The organism is Thermotoga petrophila RKU-1, assembly GCF_000016785.1.
Classification (GTDB): domain Bacteria; phylum Thermotogota; class Thermotogae; order Thermotogales; family Thermotogaceae; genus Thermotoga; species Thermotoga petrophila.
Genome location: NC_009486.1, coordinates 830,183 through 854,123 on the forward strand (window position 1 = coordinate 830,183; position 23,941 = coordinate 854,123).

21 protein-coding genes are annotated in these 23,941 nt (G+C 44.6%); 15 read left to right on the forward strand and 6 right to left on the reverse strand.

All coding sequences use genetic code 11. The annotated features are described in order from the left end of the window. The first annotated feature begins 64 nt into the window (after nt 1–64). On the forward strand, nt 65–1,249 hold the full coding sequence (locus tag TPET_RS04190; RefSeq protein WP_011943405.1) for a TM0106 family RecB-like putative nuclease: 1,185 nt from the start codon (nt 65–67) through the stop codon (nt 1,247–1,249). Here the strand turns inward: TPET_RS04190 and TPET_RS04195 are convergent. The 5 genes from TPET_RS04195 to TPET_RS04215 are packed head-to-tail and all read right to left on the reverse strand — an operon-like array spanning nt 1,231 to nt 7,721. Then, nucleotides 1,231–2,190, reverse strand: coding sequence for an ABC transporter permease (locus tag TPET_RS04195; RefSeq protein ID WP_008194051.1), 960 nt, complete (start codon nt 2,188–2,190; stop codon nt 1,231–1,233). The two genes, TPET_RS04190 and TPET_RS04195, sit on opposite strands and share 19 nt — an antisense overlap. Then, on the reverse strand, nt 2,187–3,221 hold the full coding sequence (locus TPET_RS04200) for an ABC transporter permease (protein ID WP_011943406.1): 1,035 nt from the start codon (nt 3,219–3,221) through the stop codon (nt 2,187–2,189). The genes TPET_RS04195 and TPET_RS04200 overlap by 4 nt, the downstream gene beginning before the upstream one ends. Next, on the reverse strand, nt 3,218–4,741 hold the full coding sequence (locus tag TPET_RS04205; RefSeq protein ID WP_011943407.1) for an ABC transporter ATP-binding protein: 1,524 nt from the start codon (nt 4,739–4,741) through the stop codon (nt 3,218–3,220). Before TPET_RS04205 ends, TPET_RS04200 begins: the two co-directional genes overlap by 4 nt. 35 nt (nt 4,742–4,776) lie before the next feature. Beyond that, nucleotides 4,777–5,856 (reverse strand): BMP family lipoprotein, encoded by a 1,080-nt coding sequence (locus tag TPET_RS04210; RefSeq protein WP_011943408.1) that lies wholly within the window; start codon nt 5,854–5,856, stop codon nt 4,777–4,779. Continuing rightward, complete coding sequence (locus TPET_RS04215) at nt 5,853–7,721, reverse strand: hypothetical protein (RefSeq protein WP_011943409.1); 1,869 nt, start codon at nt 7,719–7,721, stop codon at nt 5,853–5,855. The genes TPET_RS04210 and TPET_RS04215 overlap by 4 nt, the downstream gene beginning before the upstream one ends. Nucleotides 7,722–7,771: 50 nt before the next feature. On the opposite strand from TPET_RS04215, the gene ligA reads away from it, so the two are divergent. The 14 genes from ligA to amrB are packed head-to-tail and all read left to right on the forward strand — an operon-like array spanning nt 7,772 to nt 22,502. Beyond that, the gene (ligA, locus tag TPET_RS04220; RefSeq protein ID WP_011943410.1) at nt 7,772–9,838 is read left to right on the forward strand and encodes an NAD-dependent DNA ligase LigA; all 2,067 of its coding nucleotides are present in this window, start codon (nt 7,772–7,774) and stop codon (nt 9,836–9,838) included. Then, on the forward strand, nt 9,829–10,593 hold the full coding sequence (locus TPET_RS04225; RefSeq protein WP_011943411.1) for a hypothetical protein: 765 nt from the start codon (nt 9,829–9,831) through the stop codon (nt 10,591–10,593). Before ligA ends, TPET_RS04225 begins: the two co-directional genes overlap by 10 nt. After that, complete coding sequence (obgE, locus tag TPET_RS04230) at nt 10,590–11,897, forward strand: GTPase ObgE (RefSeq protein WP_011943412.1); 1,308 nt, start codon at nt 10,590–10,592, stop codon at nt 11,895–11,897. The genes TPET_RS04225 and obgE overlap by 4 nt, the downstream gene beginning before the upstream one ends. Then, entirely contained in the window at nt 11,854–12,471 is a 618-nt protein-coding gene (gene nadD / locus TPET_RS04235; RefSeq protein ID WP_048810866.1) for a nicotinate (nicotinamide) nucleotide adenylyltransferase, read from the forward strand. The genes obgE and nadD overlap by 44 nt, the downstream gene beginning before the upstream one ends. Next, nucleotides 12,461–13,381, forward strand: a complete 921-nt coding sequence (gene dusB / locus TPET_RS04240) for a tRNA dihydrouridine synthase DusB (protein ID WP_011943414.1) — start codon at nt 12,461–12,463, stop codon at nt 13,379–13,381. The genes nadD and dusB overlap by 11 nt, the downstream gene beginning before the upstream one ends. Nucleotides 13,382–13,383: 2 nt before the next feature. Continuing rightward, nucleotides 13,384–13,854, forward strand: coding sequence for a ferritin-like domain-containing protein (locus tag TPET_RS04245; RefSeq protein ID WP_011943415.1), 471 nt, complete (start codon nt 13,384–13,386; stop codon nt 13,852–13,854). Nucleotide 13,855: 1 nt separating this feature from the next. Next, nucleotides 13,856–15,055, forward strand: a complete 1,200-nt coding sequence (locus tag TPET_RS04250) for a type II secretion system F family protein (protein ID WP_011943416.1) — start codon at nt 13,856–13,858, stop codon at nt 15,053–15,055. Further along, on the forward strand, nt 15,052–15,435 hold the full coding sequence (locus tag TPET_RS04255; RefSeq protein ID WP_011943417.1) for a hypothetical protein: 384 nt from the start codon (nt 15,052–15,054) through the stop codon (nt 15,433–15,435). Before TPET_RS04250 ends, TPET_RS04255 begins: the two co-directional genes overlap by 4 nt. A gap of 1 nt (nt 15,436) precedes the next feature. Next, nucleotides 15,437–16,417: a hypothetical protein gene (locus TPET_RS04260; protein ID WP_011943418.1), complete on the forward strand. Its 981-nt coding sequence runs from the start codon at nt 15,437–15,439 to the stop codon at nt 16,415–16,417. Beyond that, the gene (locus tag TPET_RS04265) at nt 16,389–16,937 is read left to right on the forward strand and encodes a hypothetical protein (RefSeq protein WP_011943419.1); all 549 of its coding nucleotides are present in this window, start codon (nt 16,389–16,391) and stop codon (nt 16,935–16,937) included. The genes TPET_RS04260 and TPET_RS04265 overlap by 29 nt, the downstream gene beginning before the upstream one ends. After that, a complete protein-coding gene (locus TPET_RS04270) occupies nt 16,934–17,350 on the forward strand; it encodes a hypothetical protein (protein ID WP_011943420.1) in 417 nt (138 codons plus the stop codon). The genes TPET_RS04265 and TPET_RS04270 overlap by 4 nt, the downstream gene beginning before the upstream one ends. Then, nucleotides 17,347–17,808: a hypothetical protein gene (locus TPET_RS04275; protein ID WP_011943421.1), complete on the forward strand. Its 462-nt coding sequence runs from the start codon at nt 17,347–17,349 to the stop codon at nt 17,806–17,808. The genes TPET_RS04270 and TPET_RS04275 overlap by 4 nt, the downstream gene beginning before the upstream one ends. Nucleotides 17,809–17,823: 15 nt before the next feature. Continuing rightward, the gene (locus tag TPET_RS04280) at nt 17,824–21,672 is read left to right on the forward strand and encodes a type II secretion system protein GspD (RefSeq protein ID WP_011943422.1); all 3,849 of its coding nucleotides are present in this window, start codon (nt 17,824–17,826) and stop codon (nt 21,670–21,672) included. Further along, nucleotides 21,669–22,502 carry an AmmeMemoRadiSam system protein B gene (amrB, locus tag TPET_RS04285; RefSeq protein ID WP_011943423.1) on the forward strand — a complete coding sequence of 278 codons (834 nt, stop codon included), beginning with the start codon at nt 21,669–21,671 and terminating at the stop codon, nt 22,500–22,502. Before TPET_RS04280 ends, amrB begins: the two co-directional genes overlap by 4 nt. On the opposite strand, the gene murJ is transcribed toward amrB, so the two are convergent. Next, nucleotides 22,483–23,904 carry a murein biosynthesis integral membrane protein MurJ gene (gene murJ / locus TPET_RS04290; RefSeq protein ID WP_011943424.1) on the reverse strand — a complete coding sequence of 474 codons (1,422 nt, stop codon included), beginning with the start codon at nt 23,902–23,904 and terminating at the stop codon, nt 22,483–22,485. The two genes, amrB and murJ, sit on opposite strands and share 20 nt — an antisense overlap. Nucleotides 23,905–23,941: the final 37 nt, after the last annotated feature.

Sequence of the window (23,941 nt, forward strand, 5' to 3'; positions counted from 1 at the left end):
CGATTGTCAGTATAATAAACTTCAGAAATATTCTACCACGTCGAAATTGTGGAGGGATTATTCGATGACAATAAGCTACGAAGATATGGAAAATTTCTTGGTGTGTCCAAGGCGATATTACCTTTCAAAAAAAATTTCAAAAGAGGTTTCTCCGAATTTTTCGGAGGAGTTAATGGAGGCTGGATTCCCTCTCGAAAATCCTGTGATCGTGTGTGAGTTTGAGGGTCATGGATTGGTTTCAAATCCCGATCTGGTTGTGAAAGAAAGGGATGGATGGAGAATTATTCTAAGAAAGAACGCAAAAAGGTTTAAAGACAAATACATCCTTGAGAGCGCTTATCATGCCCTGGTTTTCTCAAAAGCTGGTCTGAAGGTTTCTGGAGTGGAGATCGTATCCGACAGCTTCTCAAGAAAGATGGAAAACTGGAAAAATCTGATACCCATCGTCGAAGATGTTTTGAGAGAAATGTTGACATTAGATGATGATCCTCATCCCAGAGTGGGAAAACACTGTAGATACTGTGATTTTCTCGAAGATTGCGAAGGGAAGCTTCTTGAAGAGAAGAGTTTGCTTCTGGTGAACGGGATAGGAGAAGAAACGTACAGGGTTCTCTATGGAATGGGTATAGAAACGCTGGAAGATCTCGCAGGGGCGGACCAGAGAATCCTGGAAAAGGTATTTGGAAAAGAGAAGGGAAAAAGGTTCATCATGGCGGCGAGGGCGTTTCTCGAGAATAGAGTGATAATGATAACTCCTCCGGAAGATCTTCCAGAAGGAACAATAGTTGACATAGAGTATCATCCAGCGGAAGAGAGTGATTTTCTCTATGGGTTTTTAATAGGTGATGAGTACAGATATTTTCTGGAAGAAGATCAAGAAGATCTGATCGCATTTTTGAACTCTCTGGATGATGGAAGTGTTCTCTACCATTATCATGGACCAGAGAAGAGAAAGCTGATTTCATTGATCGGCAGAAACAAAAGGATGAATTTTCTCGATGTGTTCTCAATTCTGAGGAATCACTTCGTTTTTCCGGTTATGTCCTACTCACTCAAAAGAATCGCTAAGTATCTGGGGTACGATTGGAGAACGTCTCTGAATGGTTATGAAATACTGCGGCTTTATGAGAAATGGAAAAAAACGAGAAACGAGGAGCTTCTAAAGCAGATGCTCCTGTACAACGAAGATGATGTGAGGGCAACGAAGTTGGTCCTGGATTTCATGAGGTCTTACTCTTCTTTTTCATAGGGAACACCATCGGCTGCTGGTGGTCTAGTTCTTCCTATCAGGCCAGCCACGACAACGAGGGTAACAACGAACGGAAAGAGATTGAACAACGGTTTTGCCGTAGCGGGTACGTTGAGAATGGGACTGCTCTGAAGTTGATTGGCCAGAGCTTCTGACATACCAAACATGAGGCAGGCCCACATGGCACCTATGGGATTCCAATTTCCAAGGATCATGGCCGCAAGGGCAATGAAGCCCCTTCCTCCCGTCATGAGTTCCCTGAAGTTACCGACCTCTCCTATGGAAAGGAACGCTCCTCCCATGGACGCCAGAGCACCGCTCATGAGAACTCCGAAGTACCTTATTTTGAAGACGTCAACACCGAGAGTATCGGCGGCCTCGGGATTTTCACCTACTGCCCTCATTCTGAGACCCAGTGGGGTCTTGTAGATCAAAAACCACGCAAAAAAGACCATTGCGAAGGCTATGAGAACTATTGGACTGATGGTTCCGATGGCTTCTCCGATGAAAGGAATGGAGGAAATTCCAGGTAGTGTGATCTCTTCGATTCGACCCACATAAGGTGTCTGCCCCGGCTGACCGAATATCGGTTCCATGAGAAAACCTGTCAGACCCTGCGCGACCAGTATCAACGCCGTCGCGCTCACTATCTGGTTACCTCTCCATTTGATACTCGCCCAGGCGTGGAACCAGGAAAATCCGATCCCTATGGGGATGGAAAGCAAGAAACCGAGCCACACGTTTCCGGTGTAGTATGTGATCACCACCGAAGAAAACGCTCCAAGGAGCATTATTCCTTCAAGGGCGATGTTCACAACCCCTGTAACTTCACTGAAAACACCTCCAAGGGATGCGAAAAGAAGAGGAGTGGAAGCTGTGAGAGTGAGCTTGTAAAAGAGGGGATTCGAGAAAATGTTCCAGAGCACTTCCAGTATTTTCATCTTTTCACCTTCCTGAACCTGAGAAGGGTTTTAACAATCCTGTCGGCTGCGACGAGGAATATGACGATACCCTGTATGATTGTGACGATGTGTTTTGGTACCCCAACGAACTGCATGTTGCTCGATCCAGTTCGCAGAGCAGCTATGAGAAATGAGGCGAAGATGATGCCTATGGGATGGTTTTGTCCGATCAGCGCGATCGAGATTCCATCGAAGCCCTTTCCGCCGGAGAGTGTTCCTAGGAACCTGTGATGTAACCCCATCACTTCCAGGGCTCCAGCAAGACCCGCCAGCGCTCCGCTTATTGCCATACACATGACGATGTTCTTTGAGATGTTTATTCCTCCATATTCTGCCGCGTACGGATTGAATCCAACTGCTTTCACCTCATAGCCAGTTTTCGTCTTCTCCAGAACGATGTATATAACCACCGCTGAAAGGATTGAAATCAGAATACCGGAGGTCATTTCTAAGGCGCCAACTGTAACAATAGGAGGAAGTTTGGCAGAAGGAGCAATTTCTGGGCTTTTTGGGGTACCCGATCCCACTGCCAGTGGTCCCGTGATGAGGTAGGAGGATATGTAGGTTGCAATCCAGTTCAGCATTATGGTTGACACAACTTCGTGTGCTCCCGTTTTTGCCTTCAGATAACCGGCTATAGAGGCCCAGACGGCACCTCCCAGCATGCCGGCAATCATCGTAAGAGGGATAGCGAGTAATGGCGGTATTCCTCTCATGTGCATTCCAACGACAGTTGCCAGAATCCCTCCCATGATCATCTGTCCTTCCGCTCCTATGTTGAATAGCCCTGCTCTGAAACCAAATCCAACGGCGAGTCCTGTTAGGATGAGCGGCGTGGTTTTTATCACCGTATCGGCCAGAGCCTGGATATTTCCGAAAGCCCCTTCGATCATGGCTTTGTACGCTATCACGGGGTTCTGCCCGATCAGAATGATCACCACGGCTGCTATAAGAAGTGCTATGATGACCGAAAAGAACGGGACAAGAAATGACCACACCCTGTTGTTCATCTTCTGATCTCCTCCAGTCTTTTACCTGCCATCATGAGCCCTACTTCCTCTGGAGTGGTTTTTTCCGGTCTGACTTCTCCCATTATCTGTCCTTCGTACATAACCAGTATTCTGTCGCTGAGCGAGAAGATTTCGTCCAGTTCCATGGATATGAGAAGAATACCAACACCTGCGTCTCTCATCGATACGAGTGTTTTGTGGATGAATTCTATCGCACCCACGTCCAGACCACGTGTCGGTTGAGCCACAACGAGAAGTTCGGGGGAGAAACTCATTTCACGCGCAACGATGATCTTCTGCTGATTCCCACCGGAGAAACTTCCCGCGAGGAGTTCTATATTTCTCGGCCTGATATCGAACTTTTCAAAAAGTTGTTTTGAAAATCTTTTTATTTCCTTCATGTTGAGAAAACCGCTCTTCACGAAAGGCTCTATCATGTGCCTTCCCAAAATGGTGTTGAAATATGCCGGAAAATCCACTATCAAACCTCTTTTGAGTCGATCTTCTGGAACGTGGAACATTCCGAGATCTCGCAATCTTTTTGGGTCGTATCCCGTTATATCTTCACCTCTGAAGAGGACTCTTCCGCGTTCCGCTCTGCGAAGTCCTGTGATCGCTTCTACCAGTTCGGACTGACCGTTTCCAGCAACACCGGCTATCCCTACTATCTCTCCCCTCTTTACCTCGAAAGAAACTCCCTTTACAACGTCCAGTTTCCTGTTGTCCTTGACCCAGAGATCTTCTATTTTGAGGAGTGTTTCACCGGCTTCTTTTGGCTTTTTCTCAACCGTGAGAACGACTTCCCTTCCCACCATCAATCTCGCTATTTCCTGTGGTGTGGTTTGTGAAGTAATGAGGTTTCCTGTGACCCTTCCCTGTCTCATAACGGTGATTCTATCGGAGATCTCCATCACTTCGTTCAATTTATGCGAAATGAATATGATCGTCTTCCCGCTCTTTTTCAATCGTCTCAAGACTTCGAAGAGTTCCTCTGTTTCCTGTGGAGTGAGGACGGCAGTAGGTTCATCTAATATGAGAATCTCTGCTCCTCTGTAGAGTGTCTTGATGATCTCTACTCTCTGCTGCAACCCCACGGGCATGTCCTCTATTTTCATATCGACGTCTATTGTTAATCCGTACTCTTCCGAGAGTTTTTTAACTTCTTTTCTCGCCTTTTTCCTATCCAGAAGAATTCCTTTCCTTGGTTCCATCCCGATGATCACGTTCTCGTAAGCCGTCAGGTTGTCAACGAGCATGAAATGCTGGTGAACCATACCTATACCATTTTTTATCGCGTCAGCGGGACCGGAAAATTCTACTCTTTTTCCGTTTATGTAGATTTCCCCCTCATCGGGCTTTAAGAGGCCGTAGAGTTGTTTCATGAGAGTGGTTTTTCCAGCGCCGTTTTCACCAACGATAGCGTGGATTTCACCCTTTTCGACGAAGAGATCCACGTGATCATTTGCCAGAACTCCTGGAAACCTTTTAACGATTCCCTTCATCACAACTGCGTACTCCACCGGATCACCCCTGAAAAGAGGGGGAGGACTCCCCCTCAGAATGGGAATTCGATTTGTGGCACTTCAAAAGCATCGAGTTCTTCCTGAGTCTCTGGGACTTTCAGAGTGCCTTCTTTCATCAATTTTTCAAGGTAAAGGAGTTCGGCTATGACTCTGTTGGGAACGAGTCCTTTCGTGTACTTCATAGGACTTATTCCAACTGCATCTTCGGAGATTCCAAGAACCCTGTGTCCACCTTCGAACGTTCCCTCGTAAGCCCAGACAACTCCGTAATAAGACGCAACGTCCACTCTCTTCATGGCACTCGTCAGAACTGCACCGGGAGCCATGTAATCCTGATCCATGTCCACTCCTATGGCGAAGAATCCTTTTCCGTTCGTCGTGTAGTAATCTATAAGGTCAACGAGTTTGTCAGAACCGGCCAGTGCTGAGAATTTCTCCCTGGCAGCTTCTATAACGCCGTTTCCACAGGCGCCGGAGGCGTGGAACACAATATCGGCTCCTTCCGCAAACTGGGACATGGCGAGGTCCTTACCCTTCTTCGGATCTTCGAAGTCCTGTGTGTAGCCTCTCAAGATCTTCACGTTCTTTTTGTGGAGAACCGAGTAAGTCTTTATACCGGCCTCGTAACCGTATCTGAACCTTTCCACAGGAGGTATCGGAATTCCTCCGACGAATCCAACCGTTCCGGTCTTCGTCATGGCGGCCGCCACGTAACCTACCAGGAAGGCGGCTTCCTGTTCTTTGAAGGTGAATGTGAGTACGTTCGGGAGAATCTGGCCCTCGGGAGGCGTGATGTCTATTCCCACAAAGTACGTGTCCGGATATTGCTTTGCCACTTTAAAGAGGGCATCCGTCATCATGAAACCAACAGCGAACACGAGATCAGCTTCTTCCGCTGCTTTGCTGAGGTTCGGTATGTAGTCGGACTGCTCGTAAGATTGTATCACTTTCGCTTCTATTCCGAGTTCTTCTGCAGCTTGCTTTACTCCTGCCCACGTTCCATCGTTGAAGGATTTGTCACCGAGTCCCCCGACGTCCGTCACCATGATGACTTTGAAACCAAACAGAGCAACCGCGAAAATCATCAAAGAAATCACGAGAAACTTTTTCATGCTTTCACCCTCCTTTTCATGAAGTTTTTATAGAGAAGAAACAGAGAAACGAATATCAAAAACACTTCGATGTGGAAGGTGTGAGTGGACGAAGTTTCGATGATCAGAGGGAAAATTCCGCTTTCAACGAAAACTTCGAGGTGTTTCCATTTGATCATCGAAAGGATGGAGGTGAACAGAGTCGCTGCTGCGGGAAAGATCAGATATCTTCCTCCAAGAACAGCGGAGAAGAAAAGCAAAAAGAAAGTGAAGATGCCGATCAATCCATTCACGGTGCGATAAGGTTTCAGCGAGAGATACCTTTTCTCCGTTGAATAGGAGAAAGAAACACCTTCAATGAGTGGGTACCTTTCAATGGTGTTTGTCAGTTCTCTTTCGAAATCCTGTGAGAATTTTTCGGAAGTGTACGAGGTGATCCTTTCTACAAATTGGTCCAGTGATTTGATTTCTCTTTTGTACTTTCTATACCTGGATTTTTCCTGTGAGAGGTAATCACTCAGATCGCCTTCGATTTTACCGGTTAAATTCAATCTGTCTTCGAACCCGGCTGTGGTGAAGAATTTTGAGCGATCATTCAGCTGAAGGAAAATGCCGTTTTTAGTGGATTCTATCGATTTTAGAGCTTCGATTTTTAGCAGTTCTTCCGGTAAAGATCCAAGGGTTTCCACTATTTGCTTTGTGTGTTCTTTGCTTGAAAGAGCGATCGTGTTCATTCTTCTGATAGCCGTTTTTACGTGTGAGTCAGGATCTTCAAATATCTCAACTTTCAGTTGATCGTAATACGGTGAGTTCTCAAAAGCACTATCCATACCCATCTCCCTGATTGAGATGTACGACGGAATGAAAAGGAGGAAAACAAATATCAGTGAGAGCAGTGGATAAAGATACCTTCTTCTGACAAGGAGGATAAAATTGAAAAAGATGAACATGAAAACGACAACTGTTGAAAAGATCATATTTTCAACGGTGTTGAGATACAACGATTTTGTCGCCCAGATGAACAGAATCTCTGCGGCGATGATGAACTGCAGTATCGTTCGATACTTTCTCAGGAAAATCACCAGAAGAATTCCGTAGACGACAAACCGGATCCACCAGAAGTTGGAGATCGATGGTGAGGTGTTTTCAAAAACGTCCGCTACTTCGTTCTGAAGCGCAGAGATATTACTTTCGAATTCTTTCCATAGAAGACTTGCCTGCCTGTTTATGTTTCGAGTGTACTCGGCCTGGTTTTTCGAAGAGGCGATTTCCTCGATCGCTTCTTTTAATTTTGTTTCCAGATCTTCAGGTAGGAGTTTCAAAATATCTGGATGAACATCATGATTCACATTGAAAGAGAACCCTAATTTTCTGATGCCAAGGTTGAATTCAACAGGTGGGGGAGTGTTTGTTCCTCCTGTGTAGTAGGCTAAGATCCATCTAATCAAGTTCAACGCGTTGGAGCGAACGAACATTCTGTATTCGGCAAAGAAGGAATTGAAGGCAGGAGAATTTTTCAGGACACTCTCTGAAGGCTTTGAGCCGGACATCGTGGACTGAAAGTAAGAGAGGAAAAGAACGTTGGAGAGTTTTCTTTCCCAGTTGGTTTCTTTCCAGCTTTGATAGAGCACGAAAAGGTAGTCACCCGGTGTTTTTGCAAATTCAGTTTTTTCCACACTTCCTGCAAGAAATCTTCGAAAGATTCTGTACTTTTGAAGTTGAGGGATGTTTTCTTTTACATAACTCACGAATGGATCCTGCGGGGATCCACTTTCGTAATCTTCCACCAGCTTTTGAAACTGTGCGGTGACATTTTCTAAATCGATGGCAAGGGAAAGAACGGGTACAACCAGAAATAACAAGAACAGAAAAATCCATTTTTTCATCGTCTCAACTCCCCATTCGGGATTATACTATAGACAAGGGGTGATCAAGAATGAGTGAGAGAAAGATCCCAAAGGAAGTAATTGAAGAAGTGGAAAGGCTCAGAGAGGAGATCGAGTATCACAACTACAGATACTACGTTTTGAACGATCCAGTTATTACGGACGAGGAATATGACAAACTCATGAGAAGGCTCATTGAACTGGAAAGGATGTATCCAGAACTGGTTACACCGGATTCGCCAACTCAGAGGGTAGGGGGAAAGGTACTCGAAGGTTTTAAAACGGTAAAGCATTCCGTTCCTATGTTGAGTCTGGATAACACGTACAACGAAGAAGAGATTCTCGAATTCGATCGGCGTGTTAAAAAAACTCTTCAGGAGGCAGAAGTCGAGTACGTTGCCGAGCTGAAGATAGACGGCGTTTCCATAGCTCTCAGATATGAGAACGGAAAGTTCGTCTTGGGAGCGACACGGGGAGATGGGATAGAAGGAGAGGATGTCTCTGAGAATGTGAAGACCGTACGCAGTATTCCACTTCGTCTGAGAAAGCCCGTCACCGTAGAAGTGAGAGGGGAAATATACATGCCTGTGGATGAATTCAAAAGGTTGAACGATGAAAGAGAAGAAGAAGGACTACCTCCTTTTGCCAATCCGAGGAATGCCGCTGCAGGAACGCTTCGGCAGTTGAACACGGCACTCGTTGCGGCAAGGCGTCTGGATTCGTTCATCTACTATGTGGTTCATCCCGAAAACTACGGTTTGAAGACACAATGGGAAGCTCTCCAGTTTCTGAAAGAACTCGGTTTCAAGGTGAATCCACACTCTAAACTGTGTAAAAACATTCAGGAAGTGATCGATTACTGGAGGGAGTGGGAAGAAAGAAAGAAGGAGCTGGATTATTGGGTTGATGGCGTTGTGGTGAAGGTGAACAGATTCGATTTCCAGAGAATTCTCGGCGAAACATCGAAAGCACCGCGATGGGCTATCGCATTCAAATTTCCCGCTGAGCAGGCAAGAACCAGGGTGCTGGATGTCACCATCCAGGTTGGACGAACAGGTGTTCTCACACCCGTTGCCGAGCTCGAACCCGTTCAGCTCGCTGGAACGATTGTGAAGAGAGCTTCGCTGCACAATTTCGAGTACATAAGAGAAAAAGATATCAGGATAGGAGACTATGTCTTTGTGGAAAAAGCCGGTGGAATCATTCCTCAAATAGTCAAATCGATACCGGAATTGAGAACCGGAAGCGAAAAGGAAATAAAACCACCCGATAAGTGTCCTGTCTGCGGCGGGAAAGTAGGAAAGTTGGATCCCGAAGAGGTTGCTCTCAGGTGTCTAAACCCGCATTGTCCTGCCAAACTGAAGAGGGCTTTGAGGACTCTGGTTTCCAGAGAGGCTCTCGATATTGAAGGACTCGGGGAGAAGTTGATAGACAGATTGGTCGATGCTGGCCTTGTAAAGGATATAGCGGATATCTTCTACCTCACTCCTTTCGATCTCGCTCAGCTTGGACCGGGGATCGGTCAGCGAACGATAGCTAAGATTCTCCAAGAGATAGAAGAGGCGAAGAAGAGGCCGCTCCATAAACTGATAACGGGTCTTGGAATTCCCATGGTAGGTCAGAAGACGGCGAAAATCCTCGCGGAACATTTCAAATCCCTGGAAGCAATCGCAGATGCTTCTTATGAAACACTGAAGGACATACCGGGAATCGGTCCAGAAATCGCAAAGAGCATCGTTGAGTACTTCCGAAATCCAAAAACAAGGGAAATCATTGAAAAACTCAAAAAAGCTGGAGTGAAACTCGAAGAGAGAGTTATGAAACTCGATATTCTGAAGGGATTGACTTTCGCCGTGACAGGTACCTTGAAGAACTTTACGAGAGAAGAAATAGTAGAGTTTTTCGAGAAGCTGGGAGCGAAAGTCGTCAACTCTGTGAGCAGGAACACGGACTATCTCATAGTGGGTGAAAATCCCGGTTCCAAGTACGAAAAAGCGAAGATGTTGAAAGTAAAAACGATGAGTGAGGAAGAATTCCTCGAGTTTGTCAGAAAAAGAGCAGAATTGAAAGGGTACAACTTCGATGAGATAATGAGGAGTTGGAAGGAATGGAGTTGATATTCGAAGGAAAACCACTGAAGAGCTTTTGTTTTTCGATGGTTTTCAACATTGGCTGGAGACACGAACCACCTGAATTACGAGGTTCTCTGTTGAGAACCTTCGATGACCTTGTGGGAATTCTGAAGAAAGAACTTCCCGAATACTTCGATGTTTCAAAGCACATTGATGCAGAATTCTCTAAACTCAAGATCTGGGGAACCTCTGACAAAGCGGAAATCCTTCTGGAGGCAGTTCATAAAGTGCTGGCGCTTCCCCCACAGATCTTCCTGGAAATTGGTGGTGGATTGATCTTTTCGGTGGCAGCCGGTGCTATGAAATCGGAAGTGTTGAATGAACTGGAAAGAATGAAATTTCCCAAGCCTTCAAAAGCTCCAAAGGTTCATATCAAACCGAGAAATTTCTTCAAGACGTTTAACCTGAGCAGGTTGGAAACGATTTTCCTTTATAGTTTCCTAAAAGAAACAGCGGGAGAGGTCTTCCTGGAGCTTTCGCCGATCGGGGATAGGATACACTATGGAAAGAATTTCCGTCTTCCTCCATTCCATGAAATCTCTAAATACAAGGACAGATTCAAGGCTTCACTGGCTAAACAACTGGAGACAACAGAAGGAACGGTTGATCTCCTTATAAATCTGAACATTTTCAAAAAGGAAAAGGTCTCGATAAGAGATGCATTGGAGGAACTGGAAAATCTGGATCTTTTGAAAAAGATAGACGCGATTGAAAAGATGTTCAGGAGGGTCTCGAGTTGAACATAGAGAGAGCGGATTTTGTTGACAGAGTGAAAATCTTCGTGAAAGCCGGTGACGGAGGAAACGGTTGTGTGAGCTTCAGAAGAGAGAAATACGTTCCAAAGGGCGGTCCTGATGGTGGAGACGGCGGCGATGGAGGGTTCGTCTTCCTCAGGGCCAATCCTTCTGTTTCCACACTGATAGAATTTGTGAACAAAAGAAAATTCGTGGCGGAAAACGGAAAACACGGCATGGGAAAGAAAATGAAAGGAAGAAACGGTAAGGATCTTTTCATAGACGTGCCGGTAGGAACTGTGGTCAAAGACGCCGTTACCGGAGAGATCATCGCTGATCTGAACGAACCGGGAAAAATCGTGTGTGTGGCGCGCGGTGGAAAGGGCGGAAGAGGGAACGCCCATTTTGCAACATCCACAAAGCAGGCTCCTTTGATAGCAGAACGCGGCGAGAAAGGTGAGTCCAGATGGCTCGAACTTGAACTGAAGATACTGGCAGATGTTGGACTCGTTGGATACCCGAACGTGGGAAAGTCTTCCCTCATATCGCGCATCAGCAACGCAAGACCCAAAATAGCGAATTATCCGTTCACAACACTCATACCTAATCTGGGAGTGGTGAAATACGATGACTTCAGCTTTGTGGTAGCGGACATTCCCGGTCTCATCGAAGGTGCAAGTGAGGGTGTAGGTCTCGGAAACGTATTTTTGAGGCACGTTGAAAGGTGCTACTTGATAGCCCATGTGATCGATGTGAGTGGCTATGAGAGGGAAGATCCGGTGAGAGATTACTTCGTCATAAGAGAAGAAATGAAGAAGTATTCTCCATTCCTTTTGGAGAAACCCGAGATAGTGGTTGCAAACAAGATAGACCTTATTGGTAAAGAAGAATTGGAGAAGATTCTGAAGAGACTGAGAGATGCTACCGACCGAGAGGTGATCCCTGTCTCTGCTGTGACAGGTGAGGGAATAGATCTGCTCGTTTCGAAGCTGGCCTCCATCGTCAGGGAAATGAAGGTGGAGAAACCAGAGAGAAAAGAAGAAAGATTCGTGAAGCCTTCACCTGTCTGGAGGAGGCTTCCTGAGAAGTTCCATTTAGAAGTTGTCAAAGAAGATGAGGGATACTGGGTGGTTGAAGGAGAGAACCTTAGAGTCTGGATAGAGAGATTCGACCTGAATCAGAGGGATGCGAGATTGATGCTTTTACAGGTTCTGGAGAAAAACGGTCTAAACAATAAGTTGAAGGAAGCCGGGGTGAAGGAAGGGGATGTTGTCAGGATCGGAGACTTCGAGTTTGAATACAGGGAATAGAATAGGTATATTTGGAGGTTCGTTCGATCCCATTCATACCGGTCATGTACTTGTGAGTGTCTATACGCTTGAAATTCTCGATCTGGATCGGTTGATCGTTGTACCCGTTTTCAATCCGCCGCACAAGAAAACGGTCGCCCCCTTTGAAAAGAGATTCGAGTGGTTGAAAAAAGTTTTCGAAGGAATGGAAAAGGTGGAAGTGAGTGATTATGAGAAAGGGAGAGGAGGCGTTTCTTACTCTATCTTCACAATAGAGTATTTTTCAGAGATCTACAAGACAAAACCGTTCTTTATCGTTGGCGAAGATGCGCTTTCTTACTTTGAGAAATGGTACAGATACCGCGATATCCTGGAAAAATCCACCCTGGTTGTTTATCCGAGGTACTGCGGGAAACCTTATCATGAGCACGCCAGGAGAGTATTAGGAGATCTGAGCGAGATTGTGTTTCTGGATATGCCTATCGTTCAAATTTCTTCTACGGAGATTCGTGAAAGGGCCAGAATTGGGAAGACTTTGAAAGGGTTCGTACCAGAGGAGATCAGGGAGGAAGTGGAGGTTTTCTATGGAGCTTAAAGTCGGTCTTGCGCCGATGGCAGGATACACTGATTCGGCATTCCGCACTCTGGCTTTCGAATGGGGTGCGGATTTTGCGTTCTCTGAAATGGTGAGTGCAAAGGGTTTTCTCATGAATTCTCAGAAGACAGAAGAACTCTTACCACAACCACATGAAAGAAACGTGGCGGTCCAGATCTTTGGAAGCGAACCGAGCGAACTTTCTGAGGCAGCGAGGATTCTCTCTGAAAAGTACAAGTGGATAGATTTGAACGCTGGTTGTCCTGTGAGAAAAGTTGTAAAAAAAGGAGCAGGCGGAGCTTTGTTGAAAGATTTGAGACATTTTCGATACATTGTGAGGGAGCTCAGAAAGAGTGTTTCTGGCAAATTTTCTGTGAAAACTCGCCTTGGATGGGAGAAAAATGAAGTCGAGGAGATATATCGAATACTCGTTGAGGAAGGAGTGGATGAGGTATTCATTCACACGAGAACGGTGGTTCAGGGTTTCACTGGGAAGGCTGAATGGAAGGCGTTGAGTGTTCTGGAAAAGAGAGTTCCTACCTTTGTGAGTGGTGATGTTTTCACCCCAGAAGACGCCAAAAGGGCTCTGGAAGAAAGCGGATGTGATGGCCTTCTGGTAGCGAGAGGCGCGATAGGAAGGCCTTGGATTTTCAAACAGATAAAGGATTTCCTCCGAAGCGGAAGGTACTCTGAACCGTCCCGGGAAGAAATTCTTAGAACGTTCGAAAGACATCTCGAATTGTTGATAAAGACGAAGGGTGAAAGAAAAGCAGTTGTGGAAATGAGAAAGTTTCTGGCAGGTTATACAAAAGATTTGAAAGGCGCAAGGAGATTCAGAGAGAAAGTTATGAAAATAGAAAAAGTTCAAATTTTAAAAGAGATGTTTTATAATTTCATCAAGGAGGTGTGAGCATGTTTTCTGCAAAGGAATTGCTGAACATAGCAGTAAGAGTAGAGAAAGAGGGAGAAGAGTTTTACAGAAAAATTGCCGAGCGTTTCACTCAGCCGGACATAAAGGAATTTTTCTCTTACATGTCCAGGCAGGAAGCCGAACATGCCAGAACCTTTGAAAAGATCGGAGAAGAAGTGGGAGCCGAAGAGGAGACTTACCTCGACATGGAAGATGCCGAAGAGTATCTCAAAAGCTTTGTGGAGGGAAGATTCTTTCCATCTCCTGAAGTTATGGAAAAATATCTGAAAGAGAAGTCTGTCGAGGAAGCAGTAGATTTTTCCATATCGGTTGAAAAGGAAACCATCATCTTTTATTACGAAATTTTAGAGCTCTTGAAGAATGAAAAAGCAAGATCCCTTGTTAAAGGTATTATAGAGCAGGAGAAACAGCACGTGGTAAAACTTCTCAGGATAAAGGGGATGATCGCCTGATATGCCTTTTTACAAATACGTGGCCGTGGAGGGGAGCGGTAAGAAGATAACGGGGGTCATAGAGGCAGAGAACAAGTTGAAGGCGATATCGATCCTTTCTGAGAGAGGATTGATGGTTGTTCGTGTGGAGGAGAAAAAAAATCCAAAGAAAAGTTCGCCGTTCTTTCAGATTTCAATCAGCGAAATAGCCACGTTCTGCCGACAGCTTTCCATAATGATTTCGGCCGGTATAAGGATAAAAGAAGCGTTGAACATTCTGGCTCGTCAGACGGTTTTTTCAAAGCGTTTCAGAAAAGTTATACTGGAAATCGCTCTCAGCGTTGAAACAGGGGATTCTTTAGCAGAAGCTTTCAGAAAAACAGGTGTTTTCGACAGTGTTTTGATCAGTATGTTAGAAGCAGGAGAAGAAGGTGGAGTCCTTGACAGAACCCTGAAGAGGGCTGCGGACTTTTACGAAAGTATGAAAAGGCTTCAGGATGAGGTAAAATCCGCCATGGCTTATCCTCTCTTTGTTCTCTTCTTTGCAGTGGTAATCGTACTTGTGATCAGTTTTTACATACTCCCCAACCTCGTCAGGGCTTTTGGAACTTCTATTCCACTCTCACCCACGATTCAATCTCTTCTAAAAGCCAACGAATTTTTGAGTGAAAACTGGCCGTGGTTCTCGGTGCTTGTGGTGGGTATCATAGCCGGTATTTTCGTTTTGATGAAATCAAGATACGGTGTTTACATAAAGGAATATCTATCCTTTATTTTTCCACCTGTCAGGAAGCTCAGACAGAACATGGGGCTCGAACGATTCGCCAGAACACTGGGAATTCTTGTGGGAAGCGGTGTCAGAATAACCGATGCCATAAAGATGGCCGCTCAGGCTTCCAGTTCACCTTCCATTATCAGAAAAACCGAAGAAATGGTTCGGAAGATATCCGAAGGGAAAACCCTTCGAGATACTTTTGCAGAAAGTGGAGTTTTTCCACAGTTGATTTATGAGATGATCGGAACAGGAGAAGAGACTGGAAAAGTCGACGAAGTGATGGAAAGAGTGGCCGACTTCTACGAGGACATAGTGAAAAACAGTGTGAAGCAGCTTGTTTCTCTGGTAGAGCCTCTATTGATAGCAGGTGTTGGTGGATTTGTGGCTTTCCTCGCGTATTCGATATACACCACGGTATTTCAGCTTCAGAGGAGTATAGGTGGATGAACATTATCGAAGTTCTCATAGTCATCGCTATTTCATTGATGATAATGGGATTTTTCATACCGACTCTGATGTTCAAGCTGGGAAAAGATCATCAGGCTGTTGCTTTTAAGATCATGGCGATTAGAATGATTGAAAGAACATCCAGAAACGGACTTTTGATAATAGAAGATAATGGGAAAATAGTAACTTACGATCCTCATAAGAATGAAAAGAAAATCTATGAATTTCCATTCACTTTTCTCTCCAAAACGGCTGTAGATGGAGAAGACATCACTTTCAAAAATGGGTTTGTCTCCACAGCAGGTACTGTCTATGGAGATGGGTGGTGGATCACCGTGGAACCAGTCACTGGCAGAATGAGATTGTACGGGGGGAGATAGCTTGCAGCTTTTCTACAATGATATCCTTTCCCTGAATTGGTGTTCACATTGTGTGGAGATATCCCGTGCGAGAATGAGAGGGTCCAAATTGAAGCTGTTAGATCACAAATTATCTCTTCTGGAAATAACAGATGAGGAGAAATCAGATGAAATTATACTGAATCTTTCAAGAAACGTGAAAAAAGATCTTGAAGATATAGTCGTTGCGAACGTGTCCATGGAGAACGTGCTGGTGATGAATATAAAAGTTCCTCCTACGTTGAACAGGCAAAATGCTGTAGAGTATGCCACGATGGAAATATCAAGAAATCTTGGTATACTCCCTGAACAGCTTGTTGTTGCTCCTCTGGATATTCACGGTGGTGAGGGATTGTTTTTTGTTTCAAAGGTTGACCAGGTGAAGAGTTTTGTAACAGACCTCATGAAAAAAGAGTTCCCAGAAACGGATGTGGTTATTCCCGATATCGTTAAATATCTTGAAGTGTTCGAATTCTATTTTGGGAAGCGTTTGAAAGGAACCAGTGTTCTTACGGTGATTTCTTTCTTGAGTGACTATTATTCCATAGTTGTTCTCGAGAACAACCACTATCGTTCTCTCAGGTTGCTTTTTTCGATGTTCTGGGACTATATGGACATTGTGGTGGAGAACACGGGAGTTCAGCCCAAGGAATTGATGGAAGGAACAGTGAATGTAGATCTTGACTTTTTACAACCATATTTTGGTGATTTCCTGATTGAACTCGACAGAGAAGTCAAAGTGTCTTTGGATGAAGTTAATCTGAGCAGGGTCGATCAGTTCTTCTACATCGTTGATCCCCCAATCCTTTCACCAGTTCTTTCTCAGACGCTGGAAAAGTTCGAGGGAGTAGCGTTGAAGCAAGGAATCGTTCCTTCTTTTAAACCTGGTGTATCCTTAGGAACCCTTGGTTTGATGATAAGGGGGGGCAGGGAAATTGGAAAAGTTAAACATCTATCCGTTTAAGAAACGAAAGGTAAAGTTATCTACTTTTCTGGTACTGTTGGTCGTCATGTTGCTTCCTCCTGTTTCCTTTAATATCTACTTTAGTTATGCGAAAGAGCAAATGATAGAAAGACTGCAAAGTGATTACTCCGAGGTTTTGAGAGCGTATTCTGTGAAGCTTTCGAAAGATTCTTCCAAAAATCTGGAGGAAATCTCCCGTGTGGAAAGCGTTTTTATGAACCAAATAAAATCATTGGAAGTGAGAGTCAATCAACTGAATGCTTTCCTTGACAAAAGGAAGAAATGGGAAGATTTTTTGAAGGTTTTGCTGAACATTTTTGAAGATCAAAATCGAACTCTGTGCTATCTTGATTTCTCTCAAGAAAAAGCCATTGTTGAGTTTTACGAAGTTTCCAAAAACGTTGTAAGTAGTACTTTTCAAAACTCGAATGTGAGTACAAGTCTCCTGTTTGAAGAAAAACTACCGGAAGGTTTTTATCTGAGAAAGTACAGGCTTGAGTACAAGGCGGTGGGAAAGTGAGGGGAATAAACAGAAAGTTCGCTATCTGGTTCGCTGTTTTGACTCTCCTCGTGCTGGTCTTTGGACTTGTGGTGCCAGATTTTGTGATCTTCATGTCCAACACCAAAAAACTGGAACAGAAACTTCAAAACCTGGCACCTGCTTTCAAGGTTTTCACCTTGAAGCAAAGGGAATACGAGGAAATAATAAAGACGATCATGAGTACACCTGAGTTTCAATACAATTTCACCGAAAAAGAAATCAGTGTTGAAGAAGTTGAAGATCTCTTAAAGGAACTTGCTGAGACACGAAGGGTGACAGTGAAGACCTTGACCATTGATGCGAAAAGAGTTATACCGATCAATTTCTTCGGTACCCCAATATCTCAACCCAGTGTGAAGATCACCCTTGAATTAGAAAGGGTGAAACAATGAACCGAAGAACGGTGATTCTTCTCGTAATTATGGGGGTTGTGTGGTCATTTGTTCTTTTCTATTTGTTCGCTGGCAACAGGGAGTCCGGAACTCTTCAGGTGGAAAGGCCAACGGATTTTACGGCGCTGGTGAACAAAATACAGATCAACCCCTTGCTCAAGAAAACGGCTCAGGAAAATCCTCCAGAATTCTCGTACAGGGTTTTCAATCCCGTGACGCTCAGCTTTGGGAAAGAGGCAGCCGACACTCTGATCGTGACGCTTCCTCCTCTGAAGTATCGATTCCTGGGTTTCATAAGAACGGTTGACGGGTTAAAAATATTCCTCTCCGATGGGGAAAAACTCTTTGAGGTGTCGGGCGAGAGCCCATCTTTTGGAAATTATGTGGTCACCTACGTTTCGAGTCTCGGTGTTCTGGTTCTCGACGTGGAAAATGGTAGATTTTTTTCAATAAGATGAGGAGGGGTGGTATCTGTGAGGAGAATACTTCTTATTCTTGTCATGTTGATGTTCAGTGTGTTGTTCTCTGCAGAGCTCGTAGGGGTACTTCCTAAGATAGAGAATGATCGAGTGATCATAAAGATTCAGGTTTCTTCACCGGTTGAAGATGTTTCGGCAGAAATGAATTCTTCAAAGACTGTGTTCTCCATTTTCATGAAAGGGGTTCAAATGAAGATCAGCAGATTCATGGTTCCCGTTGGTGTTGGTCCTGTTGAAGGTGTACGAGTGGTGAACGTTGGCAATGGAGTTATGGTGTCCGCGAGTCTGCTGGTTCCATTCCCAGGAAGCTACCGTTTAGAAGACAAGACGATAGTGATGGAATTTCCAAGAAGTAAGGAAAGAATCGATGTGTCCTTTGAAAACATGCCTTTTGAAGATATGGTAAAGTACCTCTCTGAGAGATTGAATCTCAACGTAATCGTTTCAGATAGTGTCAAAAGTGCAACAACGAGTTTGAAACTGAACGATGTCACACCCGAAGATGCGCTGAGAGACCTTCTCGTTACATTCGGAGAAGTTGCCTACGCTTATTTTCCGGATGGGACTATGTTCATAGGAAAATACGAAGAAGTATCCGGAAGGTTTCAGAGATTCTGGGGTATATACAGAGTAGAGAATCAAACAGTTGCCGACAGGATAAAGAGTCTCATTTCTCAGGAAGCCATGATAGACTACCTTCCGTCAAAATCTGTTCTCTTCGTCTATGGAACTTCGGAAGAACATGACCTCGTGGCGAGCCTTCTTTCTGTTTCTCCACCCCTTCAGCAAAAAGAAGTTTCCTTCTCGGTAGATTCAGCGAGAGTGGAAGAACTCCTGACCGCTCTCAAAAGTGTGTATCAGTTCGAGTATCACCTCTTAAAGCCGGTATCCAGGGTGATTCTTGTGGGAGATTCTGAGACGATTTCGAAAGTGGAAAGATATATCAAGATTTTGGAAACTCGCGAGCAGGTGTCTGTAGAAGAACAGGTCCAGATTCCAGCTAAAAAATTCGTCTTTTATGCTTACGATCCAGAATCCGCTGCTTCGCTTATCACTTTACTCCTCGGAATAGATGCTCAGTCTTTCAAGGACATGAATCTGGTGGTATGTCAGGTGCCGATAGACAGAGAGCAGGAATTGGTTGATTTCATCGCGGAAAACAACCTGGAGCTCGGTGAGATGTTCTATCTGGATATCAAAAAAGGTGAGGAAAACTTTCTCAAAGAAACGATACAGTTTCTTGGAGTACCAGATTCGAGGCTGAGGTTTCTCAACATCGACGGTGAGAATGTAAAAGTCGGTATCTCAGTTCCAAAAGCGGTCTATGAGAAAATATCTCCCATTCTGAAAAAAATGTTGTCACTCAGGAGAAAGAATTTCATCGTGAAAAGTGTGGAATTGAAAAAGGAGATTCAGCAGGAAATGTTAGACGCGATAACGAGAATGTACGGGGTTTCTATAGAAAAAATAGGAAACTTCCTCTTCATAGAGGGAGCCAATGGTTCCGTTGAAAACGCTGAAGAACAACTGGAGAAACTCCAGAGTGAACACACACAATTTCTGAAAATTACCTTAAAAGCTGAAAATGTGGAAGATTTGAAGAGATTCATGAAGGAAAAGTACGGTGTTGAATTCGAGTACTTTTCTTCTCTGAAAGTGGCAATGCTGAGTGGAAAGGAAGAAGAAAGCGTTCAGAAAGCTGCTGAAGAATTGCAGTTAATTTCTTCGGAGGAAAGGATCATAAGGTTCGTGAAAAAATCCGAGAATGTACCGATCGATAAAGCGAAAAGCGTTGTTTCACAACTCTACAGTGTATCCATAGAAGAGTTAGGGAATGAGCTTGTCGTCATCGGTGAAAGAGAAGAAGTCGAAAAAGCTGCTGATCTTCTTCAGAAAATTTTCTCTTCCGAAGTAGAGATCTCGCGTGACTTTGTGAAGTTGCCCAGCTGGATTGATGAACAAGAGAAACTCCTCGAAGTTGTGAAAAACAGCGCCGGGATCACTTACGAAATACTGGACGGAGTAGTTTACTTTGAAGGGACAAAGGAGAATGTCGAAAAGGCAAAGGAACTCTTCTCAGACATAGTGGAAAAACTCGGAGAAGTACGCAAAGAAGAGAAAGTGGAATTCCTCGAAGTGGATTCTTCCTTCCCTGTTGACGAATTTATAAATCTCTCTAGCAAACTGTATCCGGATGCTACCTGTTTCAGTCTCGATCAATTGGGTCTTCTGGTTCTCAAGGGATCTTCAGAAGCGGTCGAAGATCTTTCGAACATGTATCGTTCTTTCTTCGAGAGATACCAAAAGATAGTGAAAGAAAACGTGTTCGATCGACTCATGCTAGAGGTTCCGAGCGGTTTTTCCTTCGAGGAATTCAAGACCTTCCTGGAAGTTCTCGTTCCAGAAGTCAAACAGGTTGTCTATCTTGACAAATTGAACTTGCTCTTGGTGGAAGTTCCTGTTTCACAATCGGAAAGAGTGAGTAGTCTACTCGATACGTTCTTGAAAAAAGAAGAAGCTGTATCGGAAAAGAAAGCGGTGAAAAGCGTCACCATACCTTCCGGTGTGAACCCTGACGAACTTTCTTCTTACTTGAAGAAACTCCTCAGAAATGTCGAGATCACGGTCTTTCCGAACATGGGCCAGATGATCGTAGAGGGACCAGAAAACGAGGTGGAAAAAGCTGTAGAACTCGTAGAAGCGGAAAAAGAAAAGATCGTTTTGAAGGAAAAGAAAGATTACGTAAAGGTTTCTGATGGTAAGCTGACTATAAACGCAGAGGATGTTTCGCTTTACGATCTTCTCGCAGAAATCGCCAGTGAACTTGGAATTTCGGTGATGTTTGTTTCCATTCCTTCGGAAAAGATCACGATGAAGGCAGATGATATCACTTGGGAAAAGTTCGTGGATCTGATCTCTCAGAACTATGGTTATTTGTTTGACAACAAAAGCGGTGTTTACGTTCTCTCAAAACCCAAACAGGATCTTGCAAGGCGTTACGTTTACGACGTGCCGCACAATTTCGATCAAATAAAGGCTTTGATCGAATTCTACGGAGGAACGGTTTATGTGGATTCTCTGAACAACTTCATGGTGGTAACGGGAATTTCTGAGACGATAAAGAAAGAACTGGACAATATCATAGAAAAATTGAAAAAGCCGACGAAACAGATAGAGATATCCGCGAAGATAGTGGATAGATCTTTGATTGACAGACTAAGCAAAGAAGCCGGTCTCGAATTGACGGGAGGGAATGTGAATGTGGGGTCCTCTGGTGCAGGGATATCTTTCTCTGTGACCGACTACCTTGATTTCGAAAAGATCTTTGGAGGAATTTTGAACAGCAATCTTTCTCTCCAGTTCTCAGATCAAAAGACAAACACCCTCGATGACATTCTTGCGAGTCCCAGAATCGTCACCACCAGTGGAAAAGAGGCGAGAATACTGATAGGTGACAGAATACCGTACGTTACGGACACCAATGGAGACGGGACTCCGGAAGTGCAATTCCTCGAGACCGGTATAGAACTCAACATCACACCGTTTGTACGAAGTGACGACACTATAGAGCTCGATCTCTTTGTGAAGGCTAGCGAACCTGGAAACTACATAAATGAAGTGCCTGGAGAGAGAACACGAGAGACTCAGACACACCTCATCGTGAAGAACGGAAGTACCATAACGATAGGAGGTCTGATCAGGGAAGTAACGAATGTAACAGAGAGCAAACTACCTTTCCTCGGAGATTTACCGGTGATAGGACAGTTCTTCAGAACAAAGTCCGAAAATAAGGAAAAACGAGATCTCATCATATTCCTCACCGTAAGGGTGGTGGAACCATGAAAAGAAAACCGGCCGTGGCCGGCCTTTTTTATCCCTCCAGGAGAGATGAACTCGTTGAACAAATCAGAATTTGCTTTCTCGACAAAAGAATTGGACCGGGTGAGTTGCCGGATCCTTCCGAAACAAAGCTTCAAAGTCCCATTGGCTTCGTTTCTCCCCATGCTGGTTACATCTACAGTGGGCCTGTTGCCGCGTGGGGGTTCCTCGAGGTGGCTAAGTTCGGCGAACCTTCTGTCGTGGTTATTATCGGACCAAATCACACAGGCCTGGGAAGGCCTGTGGGTGTGTGGCCAGAGGGTGAATGGGAAACTCCACTTGGAACCGTTCCGGTGAATCAGCGTGCAGCAGAGATCATCTTGAACAGCTCCAGATACGCTGAGGAAGACTTCATGTCTCATATCAGAGAGCATTCTATTGAGGTTCAAATTCCGTTTCTTCAGTTCGTGTTTGGGGACGTTTCCATAGTCCCCATATGTCTGATGGATCAAAGCCCTGCGGTTGCTGAAGATCTCGCGAACGCTTTGACAAAACTCGTAGCCGAGTTCCCAAGTGTTCTGATAATAGCTTCAACAGATCTGAACCACTACGAGGATCAAAGAACAACCCTGAGGAAAGATTCCTATATCATGGAAGCAATAAGAAATAAAGATCCTCGTCTTCTATATGAGTATCTTGTGAAGGAAGATATAAGTATGTGTGGATACGGTGGAGTGGCCACCCTTTTGAACATGAATTTCAAAAACGCCAGGATTTTGAAACACGCGACCAGCGGAGATGTATCCGGTGATAAACTGGAAGTCGTTGGATATCTCAGTGCGATCCTCTTCTGAGAATCTCTTCGAGTTCTTCTATTTTCAGAAGTTTCGAAAGCAACACATAAACGAACACACCGATCAGTATCAGAAAGATCGTTCCGAGATTTCCTTTGAACGAATCGTTCAGTAGAAAGATCATCGTTCCCATAACAGCAGAGGACAAGCCGATTTTGAAAATCTTTTTATCGAAGGAAGGTTTCATCCTTAAAACGAGAAAAGCGAATCCGGTGATGTATGAAACACTCGTCGCAAGTGCAATGCCCGAAGCTCCCATGGTAAAACCGAGTATCATATCGAGTGCTATGTTCACAGCAGAGACGAGCAGAGTGGCAAAGAAGGGGGTTTTCACTTCTTTCGAAGCGTGGTAGGCGCGGGATAAAAGGTTAAACAGAGACACAAAACACAATCCAATTGCGTACATGAAGAGTATCTGAGCCGATTTTTTCACGTCTTCATAGGTGAACGCTCCATATCCGAAGAGTAGGGAAATGATTCTTTCGGAAAGAACCATCAATCCAATCGAGGAAGGAAGTGTCAGAAAAAGGCTTTTGCTTATGAAGTCTTTCAGATTCTCGTGGAAATCCCCTTCACTTTCGCTGAGGGTGGACAGTGCAACAGTGGATACCGCGACACCAAAGATACCGAGTGGAAGTTGGTAGAGCCGGCTGGAAAGTTGGATCAAAGAGAGAGAACCCGGGTCTAAAAAGGATGCAACGTTCACGTCGATCAGTGTGGTTATCTGGGAGACTGCCATTGTCATGAACGTTCCAAAGAAGAGTCTGTAGAATTCTCCAAGGCCTTTGAATGTTGGTCTGTATCGAAATTTTCCGAAGGGAAGTAAAACCAGTAGTGCAGCCAGGCCTCCAATCGTGAATCCGGCGGCTGCCCATTTTATGTCACCAAACAGACATCCCACCATCACACCTACGTTCGAAAACATCGGAGTCAATGCGGGAAGGAAATATCTGTGTGAGGCGTTGTGTACCGAATAAAAAACTGCCCACACAAAAACGATGGTTATGAACGGAGCTGTCAGGCGTATAAGATTGGCTGCCAGCGATTTCACTTTTTCATCGGCACCTGTGGCGAAGATAGATGCCATGAAATAAGGAAAAACTTCGGAAATAAAAACAATAACGAGAGTGACGAGTCCGAGAGAGGTGAGTACGGCCGAAGTGAATTGTGTTTTCTCTTCCTCGTTCTCCAACTTTTTGTAGATTGCCAGAAAAGCTGAGCTCATGGCACCCTCTGCAAAGGTCCTTCTAAGGAAGAATGGAAAGACTATAGAAATGTAGTAAGCATCGAGTGTAGAAGAGGCACCAAAAGTTTTTGCGAGAATCACATCACGAACGAGGCCCGTGATACGGGAGAAAAGCGTTCCCAGAGAGAAAGCGAGCGTTTTCTTTATGCTGGACACTCTTCTTCCTCCTGATTTAAGTTTGCGGAAAAGCACC